At 72.2% G+C, this 15,703-nt stretch carries 11 protein-coding genes; 3 read left to right on the top strand and 8 right to left on the bottom strand.

Features of this window, described 5'->3' with window-relative positions; all coding sequences use genetic code 11:
- Nucleotides 1-4: 4 nt before the first annotated feature.
- Nucleotides 5-2,764 (bottom strand): hypothetical protein, encoded by a 2,760-nt coding sequence (locus ACGFIW_RS28875; RefSeq protein ID WP_393322211.1) that lies wholly within the window; start codon nt 2,762-2,764, stop codon nt 5-7.
- 273 nt (nt 2,765-3,037) lie between these two features.
- On the opposite strand from ACGFIW_RS28875, the gene ACGFIW_RS28870 reads away from it, so the two are divergent.
- Nucleotides 3,038-4,123 carry a hypothetical protein gene (locus ACGFIW_RS28870; RefSeq protein ID WP_393322208.1) on the top strand — a complete coding sequence of 362 codons (1,086 nt, stop codon included), beginning with the start codon at nt 3,038-3,040 and terminating at the stop codon, nt 4,121-4,123.
- A 173-nt stretch (nt 4,124-4,296) separates the two neighbouring features.
- On the opposite strand, the gene iolB is transcribed toward ACGFIW_RS28870, so the two are convergent.
- The 7 genes from iolB to ACGFIW_RS28835 form a co-directional block, all read right to left on the bottom strand.
- The gene (iolB, locus tag ACGFIW_RS28865; protein WP_393322205.1) at nt 4,297-5,169 is read right to left on the bottom strand and encodes a 5-deoxy-glucuronate isomerase; all 873 of its coding nucleotides are present in this window, start codon (nt 5,167-5,169) and stop codon (nt 4,297-4,299) included.
- A complete protein-coding gene (locus tag ACGFIW_RS28860; RefSeq protein ID WP_393322201.1) occupies nt 5,166-6,350 on the bottom strand; it encodes a glycoside hydrolase family 88 protein in 1,185 nt (394 codons plus the stop codon). Before ACGFIW_RS28860 ends, iolB begins: the two co-directional genes overlap by 4 nt.
- Before the next feature lie 83 nt (nt 6,351-6,433).
- Complete coding sequence (locus tag ACGFIW_RS28855; RefSeq protein WP_393322198.1) at nt 6,434-7,114, bottom strand: hypothetical protein; 681 nt, start codon at nt 7,112-7,114, stop codon at nt 6,434-6,436.
- 5 nt (nt 7,115-7,119) lie between these two features.
- Nucleotides 7,120-8,016, bottom strand: coding sequence for a carbohydrate ABC transporter permease (locus tag ACGFIW_RS28850; protein ID WP_393322195.1), 897 nt, complete (start codon nt 8,014-8,016; stop codon nt 7,120-7,122).
- Nucleotides 8,016-8,879, bottom strand: coding sequence for a carbohydrate ABC transporter permease (locus tag ACGFIW_RS28845; RefSeq protein ID WP_393322192.1), 864 nt, complete (start codon nt 8,877-8,879; stop codon nt 8,016-8,018). Before ACGFIW_RS28845 ends, ACGFIW_RS28850 begins: the two co-directional genes overlap by 1 nt.
- A gap of 116 nt (nt 8,880-8,995) precedes the next feature.
- Entirely contained in the window at nt 8,996-10,300 is a 1,305-nt protein-coding gene (locus ACGFIW_RS28840; protein WP_393322189.1) for an ABC transporter substrate-binding protein, read from the bottom strand.
- 41 nt (nt 10,301-10,341) lie between these two features.
- Nucleotides 10,342-12,345 carry a DUF2264 domain-containing protein gene (locus ACGFIW_RS28835; RefSeq protein ID WP_393322186.1) on the bottom strand — a complete coding sequence of 668 codons (2,004 nt, stop codon included), beginning with the start codon at nt 12,343-12,345 and terminating at the stop codon, nt 10,342-10,344.
- 266 nt (nt 12,346-12,611) lie between these two features.
- On the opposite strand from ACGFIW_RS28835, the gene ACGFIW_RS28830 reads away from it, so the two are divergent.
- Together ACGFIW_RS28830 and ACGFIW_RS28825 are read left to right on the top strand one after the other, a co-directional pair.
- Nucleotides 12,612-14,567 carry a heparinase II/III family protein gene (locus tag ACGFIW_RS28830; RefSeq protein ID WP_393322184.1) on the top strand — a complete coding sequence of 652 codons (1,956 nt, stop codon included), beginning with the start codon at nt 12,612-12,614 and terminating at the stop codon, nt 14,565-14,567.
- The gene (locus ACGFIW_RS28825; protein WP_393322181.1) at nt 14,564-15,703 is read left to right on the top strand and encodes a substrate-binding domain-containing protein; all 1,140 of its coding nucleotides are present in this window, start codon (nt 14,564-14,566) and stop codon (nt 15,701-15,703) included. The genes ACGFIW_RS28830 and ACGFIW_RS28825 overlap by 4 nt, the downstream gene beginning before the upstream one ends.

The following is a 15,703-nucleotide window of genomic DNA, read 5'->3' as shown; positions in this document are numbered from 1 at the left end:
AGGATCAGTCGACGCCGGCACCGACGGACGCCCCGGCTTCCTCCAGGTAACCGAGCGGCGGACCGAGCAGCCGTTCGATGGTGTGCGCGTCGGTGAGCAGGCGAGGCGAGGCCGCTCTCCGACGGATCAGCGCCCGTTCCAGCCGGGTCAGCGCGCTCCGGTCGGCGTCGTCCAGACCGGACGCGGACTGCTCGTCGGGCAACACCTCCCGCAACAGTACGGCGGTCGTCGGGATGCCGGCACGGTCCTCCGCCACCGTTCCCTCACGGACGGCGAGCACCTTGAACCGGGCCCCGGCCAGGAACACCGCCTCGTCCAGATCCTGCTGGTCGGCCAGCGCGCCGGCCTGCCGTGCCGTACGCGACCAGACCAGGTAGTCGACGTCGGCACCCTCCACGGCGAGGTCGGTGGCGCCGCTGACACTGCGGAAGCCGGGCTCCACCAGCAGGCCGCCCTCGGGGTAGAGGTGTCGCGCCTGGTCGGCCACCCGACCCTGGCAGAGCATCGCCCGGCGGTACGGCGGCAGGCGACGCAACCCGGACACCAGGCACGGCAGGTAGCCGGGCAGGCTCGGTGCCCGCCCGGCACGCAGTCCCGCGTTGAGCCGGGCCGCCCCCGCCTCCGAACGACCGAAGAAGACGTGCACGGCGACGAAGTCCGTCTTCGCCGACGCGGAGGTGCCCTGCCGCAGCGCGGGCCACGCGGCCAGGGCGGCGTTGACGGTGGTGATCGAGTCGGTGAAGGCCGGGCCGAGGCTGGCGGCGAGGTCGCGCTGTTCCGCCGCGGTGCTGGCCCGGTCCTCGACGGGGTCCGCCACGGCCGGCGCGTAGCGGTGCACCGCACTCCCTCCGGGGTACGCGGTGGGCGCGCCTCGATGCGAGACGGTGAGCGCTCCTTCGCCTGCCGAGGCGGGGGCGCTGGCGACAACCGGGCGTTCGGGCTCGCCCAGGTACGGCCCGGAGCTGGTGATGACCGGTGGCAACCCGGCGGCCGGTCGAGGCGGGGGCGGGGGCTCGCCGGTCAGGTCGTGCGCGGGCGGTTGGCCGCCAGCGCTCGGCACCGCCTCGGCAGCGGCTGCCGACCGTCTCGCGACCGGCAGGGACTCCACGCGTCGTCGCGCGGCGACGGCCGGCGCCGCCGGGTCCACGAACTGGTGCGCGACACCGCCCGGCACCGCCGAGTCCACGAACTGGTGCGTGACCCCGCCCGGCACCGCCGGGTCCACGAACTGGTGCGCGACCCCGCCCGGCACCGCCGGATCCACGAACTGGTGCGCGACCCGGCCCGGCACCGACGGTTCGACGGAACGCCGCGCGGCCCTGGCCGGGGCCGCCGGCTCCACGAACGGGTGCGCGGTCGCCGGCGGCCAGACCAGCGCCGGGGCCTGCGCCGACGTGGCCTCGGCCGCCGTCGTGGGTGGACGCGGTGACAGCGGCACCGCAAGCGTCGCCTGGTCCGCACCGCTGCTCTGCCCATCGGTCGCCACGGGAGGTCGTCCGGTGCCCGTCGCCGAGGTCGCCCGGACGTCCACCGGCAGCCCCGCACGGGGTGCCGCCTCGGCGCGCAGCGCCGCTTCCAGGCGTACCCTCGTCGGCTCGCCGGCCTGCCCCACCAGGGTGAGGCCCGGCGCTCCGCCGGCCCCGACGAGCATCCGGCACAGTTGGTCGACCAACCGGTCGGAGTCGCGGACGTCGACCGCCAGCACCCACTCGGCGGGGTCGACGAAGGCCATACCGTCGGGCTGGCGGGCACCAGCCGTGCGCAGCAGGACACCGGATGGGACGACCTCGGCGAGCAGGTCCGGCACTGTCGCGTGGCGGTAGAGCCGGCTGCTGGCGCGTACCCAACCGTCGTTCAGCACGGGTGGTGGCTGGCCGGACGCCCGTCGGTGCTGGCCCGGTTCGGGCACCGCGATCGGCTCGGCGACGGCGGCCGATTCGTCGAGGGCCGCCGCGAGTGCGGTCACCCAGTCGGCGCGCGGCGGCGGTGCCGTCGGGTCGAGCAGTGCCGTCTCGATCCGAACGATCGTCCTCGCCGGCAGGCCCGCGAAGATCCCGGCGAGTGACCGGGGATCCGGTGGTGGCTCGCCGACATGCCGCAGGAGCAGCGTCGGCCGGTGTCGGTCCACCGGCATGTCGTAGGCCGGGTCGCCCACCGTCGAGGGTGCGGCGGCCGAGGAACGCAGCAGCACTCCGGCGGGGACGGGATCGGCCACCAGCCCGGGCAGCACCACCGCCTGGTCCGGCAACGCCGGCTCCCAGGACGGGACCGGGTAGCGGTTGCCGACCACCGGGCTGCTGACGCCCGGCCGGAAGGACCGCCAGCCCCAGGCGCCCGTGCCGCCCGCCGCGTAGAGGGTGCCGTCCGGTGTGGCGTGTACGGGACCGTCCGGGGCGAGCAGTTCGACGCCGGTGCGGGCCGCCAGCCGGGTCAGCCAGGAGGCGTACGCCTCGTCCGGCCGGCCGAGGCCACTCGCGGCCACCCAGACCCGGCCGACGCCCCACTCCTGGGCCGCACCCTCGACCACCCCGCGCAGCACGCCACCGCAGCCGGCGCTGCGCACGGCGCGCTCGGAGGTCAGGACCAGCACGTCGTCGGACGCCGCGACGGCGGTACGCACCAGTCGCCACAGCAGCGACGGCGGATCGTCCCCGTGTGAGATCACCGCCGCCGAACCGTGCCACTCCACGAAGAGTTCGTGGCCGGAGGGCCGTTCGACGCGGACCGGTCGGCGCAGCCAGCGCGGCAACCACAGCAGCGCCATCCGCCTCGGACCCCCAGTTCGTCGGGGTCTCGAACCAGCCGCACCCCGATGCCCTGAGACTGACGCACCGCCGCGGCCACGACGTCGGTCGCCGGCCGGCGGTGCCGGTTCCGGGGGAAATCCCCCGCCAGCGGCCAGCCCGCCGGAGTCTCGCCCGGCCGCGCGGTCACGAGTGGCGGACAGCCGACTCCACCGCACGAAGTAGCCGACTGTGATCATGAAGTTACTACGTGCACACTCCCTCCGACATGTTCCCGTCGGATGGAGGAACACATGCGTCTTCGATCGTTCGTCACCGCGGCACTGGCCGCCGTCCTGGTCGCCGGGGCACTCGCGCCGCCGGCACCGGCCGCGGCGGCCACCGCCGACCGCTGGGGCTTCGCGTACGTCAAGGACCCCACCGTCACGGTCTGGACCGTGCTGGACACCAGCCGGCAGTGGGGAAGCTGGAAGACCGCGTTCCCGGCCGCCTGGGCCGACGGCATCAAGCTCGCGCCCGGCCGGTTCCAGGTGCGTTTCCCACAGGTCGGCGCCCTCTCGCGGGGTGTGCCGCACGTGACCCCGGTGAACCGGACCGGGCACTACTGCGAGGTGGTCCGCTGGTTCCAGTCCGGCGCCGACGAGATCGTCGACGTGCAGTGCCACAAGCCGGGCGGTACGCGCGAGGACACTCCGTTCACCGTGCTCTGGACGACCAGCTCGGGCGTGCTACCGGCCGGCACCTCCCACGCGTACGTGCAGTGGGTCGCCGGCGCGCTGGTGCAGTCGTACAACTCCACGGGTGTGGTGAACACGGTCGGGCCGCTGGGCGTCGGGCAGTACCTGGTGCGGCTGCCCGGGGTGGGGTTGGCCGGGGTGCTCGCCGGCAACGTGCAGGTCACCGCCGGGCAGCCGAACGCCGGTCCCCGCCGGTGCAAGGTCTACTCCTGGAACGCGGTCGGCACGGACGTGCAGGTGTACGTCTTCTGCTACGACCAGGCCGGCGCGTTCGTCAACACCGACTTCACCCTCTCGTACCACCGTCGGCGGCCGGTGATCGGCTCCCTCGCCCCACCGTCGTACTTCGGTTACCTCGGCACCGCCGTCGGCGGTCCGACGAACGACAACTCGGTGGTCGGTGTCGGCGCGAACACGGTGGCGCCGCTGGCGCCCGCCGGCCGCTACCTGGCGACCTTCCCGCAGATCGGTCTCAAGGAGACGCACGCCCAGGTGGTGGCGCAGGGCGCCGGCAGCAACTACTGCCACCTCACCCAACCCTGGCCGTACACCACGAACGCCGACCTCGACGTGATCTGCTTCGACAACGCCGGCGTGGTCACCCCGCACCGATTCCTGGCCACGTTCACCTCCCGGCTCTGAGGCCGGACCGCCCCGGCGGCGACCGTCCCCCGGTCGCCGCCGGCCAGTGGTGACCGTCCCCGGGCCGCCGCGCGCCAGCGGTGACCGTCGGGTCACCGCTGGCGGCGGGTACGGCGAGCACGCACGCCGGTCGCGGTCCGGCCGTCGAGGCGGCCGGTGTCCGCAGAACGTCGCTACAGGCCCAGGCTGCGCAGGGTCGGCACGGTCTGGCCCACCCAGGCGAGGTTGGTGTCCTCGCGGGCGCCCTGGGTGCGCTGCGTGCCGGCCAGGAACCACAGGAAGTAGGTGGTGTAGCCGGGTGCGCTGACCACCGTGTGGTACCCCTCGGGCATCATCTGCATCACGTGGTCACGGATGGTGACGTTCTCCTCGTACCCCTCGTCGGTGTAGACCCGGCTGATGCCGAACCCGTTCTCCGGGCTGACGCGGTAGTAGTACATCTCCTCGTGGGCGGCCTCGGCGGGCAGGTCGTCGACCTTGTGCCGGTGTGGCGGGTAGGTGCTCCAGTTGCCCGAGGGCGTGTAGGTCTCGCCGACGATGAGCCGGCGGGCGGGCAGCTCCGGCTGGGCGATCTCGGTGAGGATCTGGTGGTAGTCGCGGCCGAAGTTCGTCGCTCCCCAACGGCCGGTGGCGACCTGCTCCGGCGCGATGACGTAGGGGTCGGTGGCCAGGTCGCTGGGTGCGCTGGGGAGGGCGATCTCCACGGCGGTGACGGCCTCGACGGTGATCGAGGAGCCGGCCGGGAGGTAGACCGAGTGCGGCTTGCCGGAGAAGACGTCGGCACGTTGGCCGACCTGCGGGAAGTGGTGGCCGGCGACGGTGAAGTTGGCAGTGCCGCCGAGGATGACGGCCAGGATCTCCCGGTCACCGGACTCGCCGGTCCAGGACTCGCCGGCCGACAGTCGCAGCAGGGTGAAGTCCAGCAGCCGACAGGGATTGACGGGCAGGGTGTTGCGGCCCTCGGCGGCGGGAATGGTGCAGTGGTAGCGGTAGTCCATGGTCACCTTTCGGAGTGCGGGGCGGTGCGGGTCGGTCGCGGTGCTCACCAGGGGCTGGTCCAGCCGGGGATGGTGGCGCGGGTGAGGGCTTCGAGGTAGAAGTAGTCGCCCCACAGGGTTCCCTCGTCGACGCCGATGCCCTTGGGCTTGTCGTACACGCCGTGCAGGATCAGCGCGTTCGAGCCCGGCTGGCCGCCGGTGGAGTAGTGGTCGATGAGCGAACGCAGGATCGCGGCGGCGGCTGTGCGGTACCGGTCGGCGCTGGCCTGGTCGGTGAGGCCGTCGGCCAGTTCGACGAGGCCGCAGGCGGCGATGGCCGCGGCGGAGCTGTCCCGCTCCTGGCCGCTGCCGTCGCCGAACTCCAGATCCCAGTACGCCACGTGGTCGTCGGGCAGGCAGGCGAGGAAGTGGTCGGCGCAGGTCCGCGCGGCGGCCAGCAGTGCGGGGTCGCCGATGTGCCGGTGGTTGAGGCTGAAGCCGTAGATGCCCCAGGCCTGCCCGCGGGCCCAGCAGGAGTGGTCGGCGTGGCCCTGTTCGGTCTCCCCGCGCAGCGGCTCGCCGCTGTCGGTGTCCCAGTAGAAGGTGTGGAAGGTGGTGCCGTCCGGACGCAGGATGTGCTGGCGCAGTTGGGCGGTGTGCCGGCGGGCCGCGGCGGCGTAGCGGTCGTCGCCGGTGGTCTGGCTGGCCCAGAAGAGCAGCGGCGTGTTCATGAGGCTGTCGATGATCGTGCGTCCGCGTTGGCGGGGGTCGTTCAGGTCGCCCCAGGCCTGGATGATTCCGGCCGGTTCGAGGAAGCGCGTCATCAGGTGGTCGGCGGCGGCGAGAGCCGCGTCCCGGGCCCGCGGGTCGCCGGTACGGCGGGCCGGCGTGACGCAGGAGAGGGTGTAGAGGAACCCGAGGTCGTGGGTGTCCAGGTCGATGCCGCCGCTCACCCGATCCGCGAAGCTGTCCACGTGCGACAGTGCGGCCCGCAGGTGGCGGTCGTCACCGGTCAGGTCGTGTGCCAGCCAGAGCTGGCCGGGCCAGAAGCTGGTGGTCCAGCCGACGTTGGCGCCCTCGGGTTGGCCAGCGATCGGTGGCCGGAGCGGGTAGCGGTTGGCGTCGGTGGTGTCCGCGGGGTACCGGTCGCCGAAGGTGGCGATGTTCGCGTCGACGGTACGTATCGCGGCGGCCACCGCGGCCGCCGTGGCCTCTGCGTCGGAGCTGGGACGGACGTCGGTCGCCGTCATGGATGCTGTTCTCCCTCGTGGGTCCGGTCCGGTGCCGGGCAGGTGTGTCATCGGCGTTCCGGCTCGGTGGCGGAACGTGGTGGTCAGGTGCTCTGGGGTGCGGTCGTCGTCGATGGTTCGAGGGCGGCGCGCAGGGTGAAGCGGCTGTTGGCCCAGACGACGTAGAGCAGCGGCGTGGCGGCGAGGCCGAGCGCGAGCGCGGGGCGGGCCGCCAGAAGCTGGGCGAGCAGCGCGAGCACGAGCAGGGACACGGCGGTGAGGTACCACCGGCGCACCGCCAGGTACACGCAGGTACGGGCCACCTCGCGCAGCGGCGCGGTGGGTCGCTCGGCGATGGCCGCCAGCCCGAGCAGCGCGGTCGCGACGGTGAGGACGATCAGGGTCGCCAGCACCGGCAGGGCGAGTGCCCCGACCCGGTGGCCCCACGCGGCGCGGGCGTCGACGGCGAGCACCACCAGGACGGCCATGACCGCCGCCGTCCAGAGCATCGCCGGCCGGGCGGTGGCCCGCCAGGCGCGGCCGTAGGTGCGCAGCACGCCGCCGGTGTCGCCGGCCGAGTAGGCGGACATGACCGCGAAGGCCGCGCAGAGCCCCGGCGCGCAGAGCGGAGCGGTCAGCGCGTACAGCGGCCAGGAGCGCGCCGCGTCGGTGGTGAACGCGAGCGTCACCAGCGGCAGGCAACCGAGCACCAGCAGCAGGTTGGTGACGAGCGCGACGTAGACCCCGTCGAAGACGGCGGTGAGGGTGTGGTGGCGCGAACGCATGGACCTCAACCCTTCAGTCCGGTCGAGGCGACGCCCTCGATGAAGTAGCGCTGGCCCAGGAGGAAGATGACGGCGACGGGCAGCACGGAGAGCACCGAGCCCGTCATGATCAGCGCGTACTCGGCGTTGTACTGGGAGATGAAGGTGTTCAGCCCCAACTGGATGGTGCGCAGCTCCGGACTGCGCAGGTAGATCAGTGGGCCGAGGTAGTCGTTCCAGGTGGTCGTGAACATCAGCAGGGCCAGGCTGGCGAGCGCCGGCCGGGACAACGGCAGGATGATCCGTCGGTAGATGCCGTACTCGCTGAGCCCGTCGACCCGCGCCGCTTCGCTGAGTTCCTCGGGGATCGTCTCGTAGAACTGCTTCATCAGGAACACGCCGACCGCGCCGAACGCCTGGATCGCGACGATCGACCACAGCGTGTTCGACAGGTGCAGCTTCGACATGAGGATGAACTGCGGGATCATGTACGACTGCCAGGGCACCGCGATCGTCCCGACGTACGCGAGGAAGAGCACGTTACGGCCGGGGAAGCGGACACGGGCGAAGCCGTAGGCAGCGAAGCTGCCGGTGAACACCTGTAGGAAGGTGACGATCACCGACAACAGCAGGGTGTTCCCCAACCACGTCGTCATGTCCGAGCGCTGCCAGATGTCGACGTAGTTGCGCCACACCACGGGATCGGGGAGCCAGGTGATCGGGATGGTGAAGACGTCGTTGTTGGTCTTCAACGACGCCACCACCATCCAGAAGAACGGCAGCAGCAGCGCGGCCGCCGCGAGCACGAGAGCGGCGTACCCGACGAGCCGCCCGCCCCGGGACCTGACACGTCGGGCGGAGGTCCCGTGCTTGCCGGGCGCGGCGATGGCCGGGACGGGTGTGGAGAGGTCGGTCGCGGTCATCAGCTGTTCCTCCGCTTGTTGACCATGAACTGGATGACCGTGATGCCGAAGCAGATGGCGAACAGGACGATGGAGACCGCCGAGGCGTAGCCGAACTGGTTCTCCTCGAAGCCCTTCTGGTAGATGTACTGCGAGAGCACGAGTGTCGACTGGCCCGGTCCGCCGCCGGTCATCACGAGGATGAGGTCGAAGACCTTGAAACTTTCGATGGTGAGCAGCACCGTGACGAAGAACGTGGTGTGCCGCAGGCCGGGCAGGGTCACGTGCACGAACCGCTGCCACGGTGAGGCGCCGTCGGTCTCGGCCGCCTCGTAGAGCTGGGCCGGGATGGTCTGTAGGCCGGCCAGGAACAGCAGCATGTAGTAGCCCATGTACCGCCAGGTGCCGACGATGATGACCGCCGGCATCGACCAGGTCGCCGACGCGGTCCAGCCCGGCGGGTTGTCCACCCCGACGGCGCCGAGGAGAGCGTTGATCGGGCCGTACTCCGGGCTGAAGAGCTGGTTCCAGACGACCGCGATCGCCACGATCGAGGTGATGTAGGGAAAGAAGGCGATGGTACGGAAGAACCGTACGCCGCGCAGTCTGCGGTTGAGCAGCAGCGCCAGCCCGAGTGCTGCCACGAGGGTCAACGGGATGTGGAAGACGGCGTAGTAGACGGTGTTACGCAGTGCGGTCCAGAAGCTCGCGTCGTCCCACATCCGCCGGAAGTTGGCGGTGCCGGTCCACTCGGCGACCCCGAAGACGTTCCAGTTGGTGAAGGCCACGTAGAACAGCACGACGACGGGTACCAGGGTGAGCCCGACGAAGCCGAGGAAGTTGGGAAGGATGAACGACCAGCCGGCGACCGTGTTGCGCGACACCAGCCGCCGGTTCCTGGGTCTCGTGCGCGGCAATGTTGCCATAGGGAGTCTCCGGAAGCGTTCGGCCTGGGGGCGGGACCGGCGTGCGGCTCAGGCGCGCCGGTCCCGCCATCAGCTCACTGGTTGAGGACTTCGTTCTTGGCGCGGGACTGCGCCTTGCTCAGCTCCGCGTCGACGCCCTTGCTGTCGGAGAGGATCGCCGAGTGCGTCTCGTTGAGGAGGTTCTGCAGGCCGGCGGTGTGCTTCGACACCGGGTTCTCCGGCTTGATGGTGTGCTTGGCGTAGGCGAACTTCGACAGATCGTCCTGCGGTACGCCGTCCAGCCCGAACAGCGACGCGGTGACCGCGTCGGTGACCTGGGCCGGGGTGATGCCGATCCCGGCCAGCGCCTTGCCGGCCTCCGGGCCGGCCGCGTACTTCAGGAAGTCCTTGGCCGCGGCGGTCTTGGACTTGCTGATCTTCGGGTTGATCCCCAGGGCGGTCGGGTCACCGAAGGTGACAGGCGTGGCGGAGGTGCCGGTGGTGGACTTGTCGAACTGCGGCGCCGGTGCGATCCCCCACTGGAACTTGTCGGCGTCACCGCTCTTTCGCTGGTTGAGCAGCGTGGCCACGTACCAGGTGCCCATCAGCAGCATCGCCGACTGCTGCTTGCCGAACTGCGCCTGGTAGGTGAGCTTGTTGGTCTTCGCGGTGCCGAAGGTCGGCTGCGCGCCGGCCGCCTGCAAATCCAGGGACCGCTCGTAGTACGGCTTCAGGTAGCCGAAGTTCCCGGAGAGCAGGTCGGCGTTGGGGGTCTGGGCGAGCGCGAAGCCCTGCACCGTCGACTGGAAGGTGTGCTGGTAGGCGCCCGTCGCGTTCGAGCCGGCCCCCTTCAGCCCGGTGTGCAGCCGCTTCGCCGCGTCGGTGTAGTCGTCCCAGGTCCAGCTGCCGTCCGGCGGCGTCACCTTCGCCTTCGCGAACAGGTCCTTGTTGTAGAACAGCACCCAGGAGTCCTGCCGGTACGGCACCGCGTACGCCTTGCCGTCCACCTGGTACGACGCGAGCCCCGGGACCGAGCCGAGACCGGAGGCGGCGTCGGAGACGTCGAGCAGCTGACCACCGCTCTGGTAGGTGTAGAAGTTCTTGAGGTTCTTCATGACGTAGACGTCCGGCGCGGTGCCGGCGGCCAGGTCCGTGATCATCTGGGTGTCGTAGTCGTTGCCCGGGGCGTACTCCTTGAGCTCCACCGTCACGTTCGGGTGGGTCGCCTTGAAGCCGTCGGCGAGCGTCTTGAACTCCGGCGTGGATGACAGGCTCCAGCCGGCCAGGGTGATCGTCACGGGGGCGTTGGGGTCGACTGGCTCGTCTCCGCCCCCGCAGCCGGCGAGAACAAGTGTCAGGGCCGTCGCGGCGCTGATGACGGCCGGTATCGCACGCTTCATCCTCTCTCCTTCAGGTCAAGGGCCCGGACGGGCCCGCACTGCTACCAGGCCGCTCGGGTGGGCCTGGGATGCTCCGTGTCCAAACGGGTCGACGTGCTGATCCCGTCGGGCCAGTCGACCGCCAGGTGGAGGCCGCGGCCGTCCTCGTCGACCACGGCCCGGCACGCCTGCCCAGCCGTGGCCACCGGCACCCCGGACAACTCGGTGAGGGCGGCGACCCATGCGCCCGGCCGGACGGGGTGGTCCAGCCAGGGCACGACCAGCCCGCCGGCCAGGGGTCCACCGTGCGCGACGGCGGTGGCGCCGGCCGTTCCGTCGCCGAGCACGCTCTCCAGCCTGCTGGTCAGGCCGGCGCCGGTCACGGTCGCCACCCCGCCGCCGAGGTCGGCCGTCGCGTCTCCGGAGATGGCCCAGCCGCCGATCCGCAGCCGCAGCGCGGCCGCCCCGACGCCGTCGGCGAGCCCGTCGACGCGGGTCAGACGCAGCTCCCAGGGGCCCCGGACCAGGGAGTACACCGTGAGGTGCCCGGCCGGTCGGTGCCGGCCGACGAGGCCGCCGCCGTGATCACGCTGCCCCGGGTCCGGGTCGACCCAGTGGGCGAGGGCACGTGACCCGGCCACACCCACGCCGTCGGTGTCGACGCGTACGGTCAGCAGGCGCATGCCGGCACGGTGGGTGACCCGACCCACGTCGTCGACGAGAGTGACGGACTGGTCGAGCGGACTGGCCCAGCCGCTGTCGTCGAGGACCGGGGTGGTGGCGGTGGAGTAGCCCAGTCGGGCGTACAGCGGGGAATCCGAGACGGTGGCGCCCTCGACGGCGTGGTCGGTGCCGTGGTTGACGACCCGGACGATGCCGTCGGCACGGGTGCCGGAGACCAGCCAGCCGGGCGCGTGTATCGCGCGCAGCGTGTCCCTCTCCTGCACCGGCAGCGGCTCCTCGGGAGTCGTCCACACCGGATGGTCGGCCGGCAGCGCGATGCCGAGCAGGCCCTTGCTGGCCCAGTACGGCGAGCCCGGCCCGGAGTACGACTGCGCCAGTCGTGGCCACGGCCCGTGCCAGCCGAGGGTGAGCAGGCCGCGATCGTCCGGGGCGCCGTTGGCGACGAAGTGGCGCACGATGCGGGTAGCCGCCCCGCGCAACCGGCCGAGGCTGACCGAGGGCACACCGGCGATGGCGCCGACCCAGAACGGCGCGGCCGCGGCGAAGCGGTAGGTCAGGCTTCGCCCCTGGATCAACGGTGCTCCGTCGGCGCCCACGAGCGCGACCGCGTCGCCCAGGAAGCGGTCGAGGCCGGCCAGGTCCCGTTCGCGGCGGGGCTCGGCCAGGTCGGCGGCACCGGCCATCCGGGCCCACAGCGTCGGGTAGAGGTGCAGGGCCCAGCCCACGTAGTGGTCGTAGGCGCGGTCCGGCCCGTCGGACATCCAGCCGTCCCCGCGGACGAAGCCGTCGTGCGTGCTCAGGTCCTCGTTCATCTCGTCGAGCGAGTGCGGCCCGCCCACCGACCGCAGGAACGTCTGGACGACCAGCCGGAACCAGACCCAATTGATCCGTGGGTACGTGTCGTCGCCGACGGCCGGACGCAGATAGTCCACCACCCGCTCGCGCACCGCGGACGGCAGCCGGTCCCAGATCCACGGGCGGGTCAGGTCCAGGACCAGCGCGATGGAGGCGGCCTCCACCTTGGCCTGGGGGTGCTCGTCCAGGCGTACCCAGCGGTCCGGGGATCGCGGGTCGGTGCCGGCGGCGATGCCGGCCGCGTACCTGTCGACGAGTTCGTCCGTGCCCACTCCCCGGGCACCCGCGATGCGGAAGCCAGCGAGCAGGAAGGTGCGGGCGAAACCCTCCAGGCCGTCGACGGCCCGTCCGTAACCGCCCTCCGGCCCGGGAAACGTGACGAGGGCGTGCCCGGGTGACGCGAACGGCCGGGCGGCGGCGAGCATCCGGTCGGCGAGGGCCAACCAGTCGTCCCGGCCCCAGGTGGCGGCGAGAGCGGCAGCCGGGGGCGTCCCCGGCGCCGGCTGGCCGGTCGTCCCGAACGTCATCCGAGGTCCTGTCGCATCGATCCGTCTCCGTGGCGGGTGGTGAGCGGGGCGTGCCCCGGAATGTGACGCGCAGGCATCCGCAGCGTTTCCGAAGTAAAACGCTCACAACAGAGCAAGTCAATGCCTCTCTTCTACCGATGTGAACACACCTGATCAGAAGGACGCACGATGCGGCCTCGATGTGGCGTCCCTGCGGGACCTCGACCGCCATAAGTGCTCTGATACGATCAGAATCGTTCAGACTCGCTCTACCAGTCCGAGGGGCCATGACCGTCGCAGAGCGCTTCGCGGGCCCTCTGGCTGCGGCCTGGCCGGGTAACCGCCCGGCCCTGCTGGCACGGGCCCTCGCACCACCGGACGGATCGTTGCCGGTGCCGCCGGCGCGCGAGCGTGCCGTGTGGGCGCACCCGCACGCCCCCACCATGCGACGGCTGCGCAGCCGGGCCGAGGCAGATCTCGCCGCCCCCTGGCCACTCCCCCTGGCCCACCAGTACGCCAGATTCTTCCGCGACGGCGAACGCGACACGTACGAGCAGGTGGTCTTCGCCCGGCAGGGGCGCCTGACCCGGGCCGCCGTGCTCGCCGCGGTCACCCTCGACCCGGCCTGGCTGGACGAGGTGGTCGACGGCGTGACCCTGCTGTGCGAGCAGAGCAGCTGGTGCTGGCCAGCGCACGACGACACCCACGCCGTGCACGGCGCGGTGCTGCCGACCGTGACCGATCCCTATCTCGACCTCGGCGCGGGCGAGGTCGCCGCTCAACTGGCCTGGATCGACCACCTGCTCGGCGAGCCGCTCGACGCGCACGCCCCCGGCCTGCGGGCCCGGGTCCGGCACGAGGTCGACAGCCGCGTGCTCACCCCGTTCGCCAAGCGCCGCGACTGGCACTGGCTCGGCCTCGACGGCGACGTGCACAACTGGAGCCCGTGGATCCACGGCAACGTGCTCGTCGCCGTGCTGCGCCTGGTGGAGGACCCGGCCCGGCGGGCCGTGCTTGTCGATCTGGTGGTCGAGGGGCTCGACCGGTACGTGGCGTCGCTGCCCGCCGACGGCGCCATCGACGAGGGCTACGGCTACTGGTGGAATGGCGCGTGTCGGGCCCACGAGGCACTCGACCTGCTCGCCCACGCCACCGGTGGCGCGCTCGACGGCGTGCCGGCCGACGCCCTGCGGCACACCGTCGCGTTCCCCCACCGGATGCATCTGGGCGGCGACTGGTATCTCAACCACGCCGACGGGTCGGCCCGGCCCTCCGGGGGCCAGCCCTGGCACGCCCTGCACCGGGCCGCCCGCCGCGTCGGGGACCGGGACGCGATGGCGCACGCCGCCGCGCACCGCCGTCCCGACGCGCCCGTCGCGGACGAGGAACACGGCCTGGGCCGGCTGCTGCTGGCGTTGACCGACCCGGCGTGGATCTCCGCCACCCCGGCGGCACCGCCGCTGCCCCGCGACGTGTGGCTGCCCTCCGTGCAGGTGCTGCTCGCCCGCGCGGCGGCCGGCAGCCCCGGCGGGCTCACCCTGGCGGCCAAGGGCGGGCACAACGGCGAACACCACAACCACAACGACGTCGGCAGCATCGTGGTGGTCCTCAACGGGGTGCCGGTGGTCGTCGACGCCGGGCGTCCCACCTACACGGCGCAGACCTTCGGCCCCGGTCGGTACGACATCTGGACCATGCGCAGTGACTGGCACAACGTCCCGCACATCCGCGGCACCGAACAGGCGCCCGGCCACACCCACGCCGCCCGGTACGCCACCGCCACGAGCGACGACACCGACGCCGAGTTGCGTGTGGACCTCGCCGGGGCCTACCCGCGCACGGATGTCCGGCACTGGTGGCGCAGCTCCCGACTGGACCGCCACGCTGGACGGGTCGTCGTCGTCGACTCCTGGGCGCTCGACCCCTGGGATCCCGACCCGGCCCAGGCCGCCCCGCCGACCCACGTCCACCTGCTCGTCGCCGGTCAGGTACGGCTCGGTGACGGCCGCGCCGAGGTCACCGCGCTGGGCGGCGCCGGCCGACTCGGGCTCAGCTGGCAGCCGGCCTCGGCGCCCTGCGCCGCGACGATCCGGCAGATCACGGATCCCCTGCTCCTCGACGTGTGGGGAGACCGGCTGACCCGGCTCGCGATCGACGTCACCGCGTTCGGCCCGGCCGGCGAGCTGGTCGTCACCATGCACGAGCTTCCGCCGCACGAAGCGTTCCTCGGAGGTCCCCCATGACCAAGGACAATCCCGTCGGCACCACGACGGAGTCCTCCCGCGGGCCGCTACAGGTCGTCCGCCGCCAGCAACTGTTGGCAGCCCTGCAACGCGACGGCTCGATGCGTATCTCCGACCTGTCCCACGTGCTCGGCGCCGCGCCGGTCACCATCCGACGCGACATCGCCGAGCTGGCCGCCGAAGGGCTGGTCCGCCGGGTCCACGGTGGGGTCGCCCTGATCCTGCCGGACGACGCCCCGACGGCCGACGAGTCACCCGCCGCGGGCCAGGCCCCGCTGGTCGGGCGCACCCTCGGCATGCTCGTGCCCTCACTGGACTACTACTGGCCGGACGTGGCCCGCGGCGTCGAGGGGGCCGCCCGCGAGCTCGACATGCGTGTGGTCCTGCGCGGCTCCTCCTACGACAGCGAGGACGACCAGCCGCAACTGGCCCGCCTGGTGGGGCGGATGGGCGTCGACGCCCTGATCATCGCGCCGAGCATGGACGCACCGAGCACCGAGCGCACCATCGAGTGGCTCGACCAGGTCGACGTCCCGGTCGTCCTGCTGGAACGGACCGCCACGGTGGGCAGCCACCACGCCGTCATGGAGTCGGTGGTCACCGACCACGCGCTCGGTGCGGCCATGGCGGTACGCCACCTCACCTCCCTCGGACACCGCAAGGTCGGCCTGGTGCTCGACGCCAACAGTCCCACCAGCCAGCACGTACGGCGTGGCTGGCTCGACGCCACGAGCGAGTGCGGCCTCGACTCGGACGCGACGGTGGTGGCCGTGGTGCCGGACGCACGGTCACCGGAACGGGACGTCGTCCTGGACGGCGTCCTGGACAGGTGCCGGGCGACCGGGACGACGGCGCTGCTGGTGCACGCCGACGCCGAGGCGATCGCGCTGGTGCAGCACTGCGAGAAGCGACACCTGTCCGTTCCCGGCGACCTGTCCATCGTGGCGTACGACGACGAGGTCGCCGGGCTCTTCAGCCCGCCGCTGACCGCGGTCCGACCGCCGCGACGCTCGATCGGACGCGCCGCCGTACGTCTCGTCGCCGACCGGCTCGCCGACCCCGACCGCCCCACCCACCGTGTGGTCATCAGCCCCGCGCTGCGGATCCGGGGGTCGAGCGCGCCGCCACCCGCGTAG

Source organism: Micromonospora sp. NPDC048935 (genome assembly GCF_043197875.1).
In the GTDB taxonomy this organism is placed as follows: Bacteria; Actinomycetota; Actinomycetes; order Mycobacteriales; family Micromonosporaceae; genus Micromonospora.
Note: the sequence above shows the minus strand (reverse complement) of the source record. Positions and strands in the feature narration are given on the sequence as shown.

Bases quoted from the DNA above. Each gene is read 5' to 3' on its own strand.
- ACGFIW_RS28830 (WP_393322184.1), top strand. From the start codon at position 12,612: ATGACCGTCGCAGAGCGCTTCGCGGGCCCTCTGGCTGCGGCCTGGCCG.
- ACGFIW_RS28870 (WP_393322208.1), top strand. From the start codon at position 3,038: ATGCGTCTTCGATCGTTCGTCACCGCGGCACTGGCCGCCGTCCTGGTC.
- ACGFIW_RS28825 (WP_393322181.1), top strand. From the start codon at position 14,564: ATGACCAAGGACAATCCCGTCGGCACCACGACGGAGTCCTCCCGCGGG.
- ACGFIW_RS28840 (WP_393322189.1), bottom strand. From the start codon at position 10,300: ATGAAGCGTGCGATACCGGCCGTCATCAGCGCCGCGACGGCCCTGACA.
- ACGFIW_RS28875 (WP_393322211.1), bottom strand. From the start codon at position 2,764: ATGGCGCTGCTGTGGTTGCCGCGCTGGCTGCGCCGACCGGTCCGCGTC.
- ACGFIW_RS28855 (WP_393322198.1), bottom strand. From the start codon at position 7,114: ATGCGTTCGCGCCACCACACCCTCACCGCCGTCTTCGACGGGGTCTAC.
- ACGFIW_RS28850 (WP_393322195.1), bottom strand. From the start codon at position 8,016: ATGACCGCGACCGACCTCTCCACACCCGTCCCGGCCATCGCCGCGCCC.
- ACGFIW_RS28860 (WP_393322201.1), bottom strand. From the start codon at position 6,350: ATGACGGCGACCGACGTCCGTCCCAGCTCCGACGCAGAGGCCACGGCG.
- ACGFIW_RS28835 (WP_393322186.1), bottom strand. From the start codon at position 12,345: ATGACGTTCGGGACGACCGGCCAGCCGGCGCCGGGGACGCCCCCGGCT.